Annotated in this window: 5 protein-coding genes; all 5 read left to right on the top strand. The window is 28.5% G+C overall.

Features of this window, described 5'->3' with window-relative positions; genetic code table 11:
* Nucleotides 1–7: 7 nt before the first annotated feature.
* The 5 genes from rpsL to AlmWB_RS00405 all read left to right on the top strand — a co-directional run bounded on the left by rpsL (nucleotide 8) and on the right by AlmWB_RS00405 (nucleotide 5,381).
* Complete coding sequence (rpsL, locus tag AlmWB_RS00425; RefSeq protein ID WP_050337047.1) at nucleotides 8–433, top strand: 30S ribosomal protein S12; 426 nt, start codon at nucleotides 8–10, stop codon at nucleotides 431–433.
* A 39-nt stretch (nucleotides 434–472) separates the two neighbouring features.
* Complete coding sequence (gene rpsG / locus AlmWB_RS00420) at nucleotides 473–943, top strand: 30S ribosomal protein S7 (RefSeq protein WP_050337045.1); 471 nt, start codon at nucleotides 473–475, stop codon at nucleotides 941–943.
* A gap of 29 nt (nucleotides 944–972) precedes the next feature.
* Nucleotides 973–3,039 (top strand): elongation factor G, encoded by a 2,067-nt coding sequence (gene fusA / locus AlmWB_RS00415; RefSeq protein WP_050337043.1) that lies wholly within the window; start codon nucleotides 973–975, stop codon nucleotides 3,037–3,039.
* A 93-nt stretch (nucleotides 3,040–3,132) separates the two neighbouring features.
* Nucleotides 3,133–4,317: an elongation factor Tu gene (tuf, locus tag AlmWB_RS00410; protein WP_050337041.1), complete on the top strand. Its 1,185-nt coding sequence runs from the start codon at nucleotides 3,133–3,135 to the stop codon at nucleotides 4,315–4,317.
* Between the two features lie 236 nt (nucleotides 4,318–4,553).
* Nucleotides 4,554–5,381, top strand: coding sequence for a Bax inhibitor-1/YccA family membrane protein (locus tag AlmWB_RS00405; RefSeq protein WP_050337040.1), 828 nt, complete (start codon nucleotides 4,554–4,556; stop codon nucleotides 5,379–5,381).
* The last annotated feature ends 213 nt before the right edge of the window (nucleotides 5,382–5,594 follow it).

The following is a 5,594-nucleotide window of genomic DNA, read 5'->3' as shown; positions in this document are numbered from 1 at the left end:
ATTCATTATGCCTACTATTTCTCAATTAGTAAAATACGGAAGAGTTAATAAAAATTCTAAAGTTAAAGCCCCTGCTTTAAAATATAGTTTTAATAATTTGCGAAAAAAAGCAAAAAAATATAATTCTCCTCAAAAATCTGGAGTTTGTATTAAAGTTTCTACAATGACACCTAAAAAACCAAACTCTGCATTAAGAAAATTTGCTAGAGTACGTTTAAGTAATGGTACAGAAGTAATAGCTTATATTCCAGGAATTGGCCATTCTTTACAAGAACATAGTGTTGTATTGGTTCGTGGTGGTCGAGTTAAAGATTTACCAGGTGTACGTTATCATATTGTTCGTGGTGCGTTAGATGCAGTTGGAGTCAATAATCGAAAACAATCTCGTTCTAAATATGGTGCTAAAAAACCTCAAATAAAAAATAACAAATAAATTATCAATATAAAAAACAAAGAAAGTAAGGTTTAATTTATGTCTCGTAAAAAACGTATTTATAAAAAAGACATTTCACCTGATCCTGTTTATAATTCTAAATTAGTGACTAAAATTATTAATACTATTATGCAAGATGGAGAAAAAAGAGTAGCACAGACTATTTTATATTGTGCTTTAGACCTTGTGAAAGAATTGACTCAAAGAGAACCTATGGATGTTTTGAATGAAGCCTTAAATAATGTAATGCCTATTTTAGAAGTACGTACACGTACTATAGGAAGTCAAAACTATCAAGTTCCTTCTGAAGTTAGACCAGAAAGACGTCAATCTTTGGGATTAAGATGGATCATACAATGTTCTAAAAAACGTAAAGAAAAATCAATGAAAGAAAAATTAGCCAAAGAACTTGTAGATGCTTCTTCAGGTATAGGAATTACAGTGAAAAAAAAAGAAGATACTCATCGTATGGCAGAAGCCAATAAAGCTTTTGCACATTATCATTGGTAATGTAACGAATATAAGGAGAAAAATAGCTAATGGCACGTCAATTTAAGCTGGAACAAATACGCAATATTGGCATTATGGCTCATATTGATGCAGGTAAAACAACTACTACTGAAAGAATTTTATTTCATGCGGGTAAAATTCATCAAATAGGCGAAACTCATGATGGTAAATCTCAAATGGATTGGATGGAACAAGAACAAGAAAGAGGAATTACAATTACTTCTGCAGCTACTACTGTTTTTTGGAAAGAACATCAAATTCAGATTATTGATACTCCTGGACATGTAGATTTTACAGTAGAAGTTTCTCGTTCTTTGAGAGTTTTAGATGGAGCTGTTACAGTAATCGATGCACAAGCAGGAGTTGAACCACAAACAGAAACAGTTTGGCGTCAAGCTACTGAATATAAAGTACCGCGTATTGTTTTTGTGAATAAAATGGATAAAATCGGAGCTAATTTTGCTGATGCCATTGATACTTTAAAAACAAGATTAGGTATTACAACAAGCGCTATTCAATGGCCTATAGGTCAAGAGGGGAGTTTTAATGGGATTATCGATTTATTAACAATGACTGCAGTTGAGTATGACGGTTCTTCAACAGAAAATCACAAAATTATTGATATTCCAGAAAATTTAAAAGAAATTTCTAAGTTAAAAAAACAAGAATTAATCGAAACTTTAGCAGATGTTGATGATGAATTAATGGAATTATTTTTAAATAATCAACCTATTAATGAAGAAATTTTAAGAAAAGTTATTCGTCGTGTTACATTAGATGTTAAATTTTTCCCAGTTTTATGTGGTTCTGCTTTTAAAAATAAAGGTGTTTTAAAAGTATTAGATGCTGTTATTGAATATCTGCCTTCTCCTTTAGATGTTACAGCAGTGGTTGGTTTGGATCACAATAATAAAGAAATTATTCGTAAAGCTTCAGATGATGAACCTTTTACTGCTTTAGCCTTTAAGATTATGACTGATCCTTTTGTAGGACGTTTAACTTTTTTAAGAGTTTATTCTGGAAAAGTTCAAACAGGTTCTTATATTAAAAATACGGTTAAAAACGTGAGAGAACGAGTTGGACGTTTGTTACAAATGCACGCTAATAATCGAGAAGAAATTAAAGAGGCTCTTACCGGAGATATTGTCGCAGCAGTAGGTTTAAAAAATACTACTACTGGAAATACTTTAACATCAGAAAATGATTTTATTATTTTAGAATCTATGCATTTTCCTGAACCAGTAATTGAAATCGCAGTAGAACCTAAAACAAAACAAGATCAAGATAAAATTGCTATTGCTTTAGGAAAATTAGCCGAAGAAGATCCGACTTTTAAAGTTTATATCAATCATGAAACAGGTCAAACTATTATCGCAGGTATGGGTGAATTACATCTTGATATTATTATGGATCGTTTAAAAAGAGAATTCAAGATCCAAGCTAATGTTGCTCAACCTCAAGTTTCTTATAGAGAAACATTAACAAAAGCTGTCGAAACCGAAGGTAAATTTATACGTCAATCTGGAGGGCGCGGACAATATGGTCATGTACGGATTTTATTTGAACCTAATGAAGGTAAAGGTTTTGAATTTATAAATAAAATTGTAGGGGGAGTAGTTCCACGTGAATATATTCCTGCTATCAAAAAAGGTTTAATAGAATCTTTAGATAATGGTATTATCGCAGGTTATCCTTTTATCGATGTAAAAGCTACTTTATTTGATGGCTCTTATCATGAAGTAGATTCTTCAGAAATGGCTTTTAAAATTGCTGCTTCTATCGCTTTAAAAGAAACTAAAAATAGTAAATCTTTAGTTTTATTAGAACCTATTATGAATGTAGAGATTATTGCACCTGAAGATTATATTGGTAATGTTATCGGTGATTTGACTTCTCGTAGAGGTAAATTAGAAACACAAGAAAATCGTGGTAATGCGATTGTGGTTAAAGCTTTAGTACCTTTATCAGAAATGTTTGGTTATGCAACCACTTTACGTTCTAATACACAAGGTCGTGCAAGTTTTATTATGCAATTTGCTAAATATGATAAAACACCTAAAAATATTGCAGAAAAAATCATTAAAGAACGTAGTTAAAATATAATTTATTTTTTTTGATATTTGTTTTAAAATAATTTAGTAAAATGTATATAATATAATTAGAAACAAACAAAGGAGGCCAAAATTAAAATGGCTAATGAAAAATTTATAAGAAACAAACCACATATTAATGTAGGAACCATTGGGCACGTAGATCATGGTAAAACTACTTTAACTGCTGCTATTACTTATTATTTATCTACTTTAGGATTAGCAAAAAAACAAGAATATGATCAAATTGACAAAGCTCCAGAAGAAAAAGAACGTGGTATTACTATTAGTACTTCACATGTTGAATACGAAACAAACCAAAGACATTGCGCTCACGTAGATTGTCCTGGACACGCTGATTATATTAAAAATATGATTACAGGTGCTGCTCAAATGGATGTGGGTATTTTAGTCGTTTCAGCTGTTGATGGTGTTATGCCACAAACTAAAGAACATGTTTTATTAGCAAAACAAGTAGGAATTCCTCATTTAATTGTTTTTTTAAATAAATGTGATATGTTAGAGGATCTGGATTTGTTAGAATTAATAGAATTCGAAGTCAAAGAAATGTTAAGTCTTAATGGATTTGATGCTGATAAAGTACCTGTTATTAAAGGTTCAGCTTTAAAAGCAATCGAAGCAGATCCTCAATATTTGAAAAACATAGAAGAATTAATGAACACTTTAGATCAAATTCCAGAACCAATACGTGCTATTAATGAGCCTTTTTTAATGCCAATCGAAGATGTTTTCACTATTACGGGTCGTGGAACAGTAACTACAGGTCGTGTAGAACGTGGTGTTATTAAAGTGGGTGAAGAAGTGGAAATAGTTGGTTTAAAAGAAACGCAAAAAGCTATTATTACTGGTTTAGAAATGTTTCGTAAGAGTTTAGATAGTGCTCAAGCTGGAGATAACGTAGGAGTTTTGTTACGTGGTATTTCACGTGATAATGTAGAACGAGGTCAAGTTCTAGTTAAAGCTGGTTCTGATGTTAAACCTTATTCTAAATTTGTAGCAACCATTTATGTTTTAAATGAAAAAGAAGGAGGAAGAAAAACTTCTTTTACTAATAACTATCGTCCACAGTTTTATTTCCGTACTACTGATGTCACTGGAGTTATTCAATTAAAAGATGATGTTAAAATCGTGATGCCTGGTGATTTAACAGAAATTACAGTGACTTTAATTCATCCTATTGCACTAGAAGAAGGAACTAAATTTTCTGTTCGTGAAGGTGGACGTACTGTTGGAGCTGGTTCTGTTATTAAAATTATTGAATAAAAATTTGTTCTTTTTTTATAAAAGTCCTTTTTAAGGTTTTTTTGAAGATTTTATTTTTGTTTTATAAGTAAATTTATATGATTTGAATAATAAATATAATATCATCTCTTATAAAGAATATATTTTTCTTATGTTTATATTTATTTTATTAATTAGATTTTTATATAAAATTAAATTTTATAGATAAATGATTAGATTTAACAAATAAAGTTATATTGTGAAAGGTAAAAAAATATATGAATTGGGAAAATAAACGTAATAAAAATACTTTTATTCGAACAAATCCTATTATAAATGATATTAAAAGAAATATAATACAAAAACGTGAAACATATGCTTCTTCATCTGTTTTTAAAACTTGTGAATTTACAACTATAGGAATAAAAACTGTTTTTTTATTTTTATGTACCTTTGTGACTGCTTTTCCTAGTGGTGTTTGTTTTTATGTTTTTCGTGACAACATGTATATACAAAGTTTCTTTATAACATTATTAATTGCATCTTTTTTAGTGCATATTTTTTTATTATTTAAATTATCTTTCAATTCACACGCTATAGAAAAATACAAAAATTTAGTGATTATGTTTGCTTTGGTCCAAGGTATTAGTATTGGCGCTAGTATATCTATCTTATATCAATCATTAGGTCCTACATACTACGATTTTGTTAACATGATATTATTAGCTTTTTTAATCACAGGTATCTTATTTATGGTTTCTCATTTTTTGTATTCTACTAATTTAATTAAAGTAAATCAAAAATTATATTTGTGTTTCATTGCTTCTTTTATTACTTTATTTTTTATTATTTTTTTAAGTTGTTTCTTTTCATTTTTTAATAGTGTTGCCATAATGATTCCTATTACTTTATTTTGTTTATTTTTGGGTTGTATGATGATTTGTTTTGATTTACATAATGCAGAATTTATAGTTGAAAACAAGTTGCCCAAAGAATATGAATGGAAAGTGGCTTTAGGTTTTCATATGACTTTAATTTATATTTTTTTTCAAGCTATTCGTTTATTACAGTTATCAGGTATGTTTTCAAGACAAAATAATAGATAATATATTCTTTAATTTAAACCAAAAATTTTTATTTTCAAAAATATATTTTTTAAAGAAAGAATATTTTTAGTTTTTTAATAAAAAAAGAGACTTGTTGAAGTTTCTTTTTTTATTAATGTTCTTTGTGGGGACAAAAACTAATTGATTTATTTTTTTTTGATGTTCTAATTTTTATATTTTTAATAAAAAAATTTTTATAAAAATGAACTATAT

The sequence above is a fragment of the Candidatus Phytoplasma phoenicium genome (genome assembly GCF_001189415.1).
Lineage (GTDB): Bacteria > Bacillota_I > Bacilli_A > Acholeplasmatales > Acholeplasmataceae > Phytoplasma > Phytoplasma phoenicium.
This window is presented reverse-complemented; position numbering and strand designations above follow the sequence as displayed.

Bases quoted from the DNA above. Each gene is read 5' to 3' on its own strand.
- tuf (WP_050337041.1), top strand. From the start codon at position 3,133: ATGGCTAATGAAAAATTTATAAGAAACAAACCACATATTAATGTAGGA.
- fusA (WP_050337043.1), top strand. From the start codon at position 973: ATGGCACGTCAATTTAAGCTGGAACAAATACGCAATATTGGCATTATG.
- AlmWB_RS00405 (WP_050337040.1), top strand. From the start codon at position 4,554: ATGAATTGGGAAAATAAACGTAATAAAAATACTTTTATTCGAACAAAT.
- rpsL (WP_050337047.1), top strand. From the start codon at position 8: ATGCCTACTATTTCTCAATTAGTAAAATACGGAAGAGTTAATAAAAAT.
- rpsG (WP_050337045.1), top strand. From the start codon at position 473: ATGTCTCGTAAAAAACGTATTTATAAAAAAGACATTTCACCTGATCCT.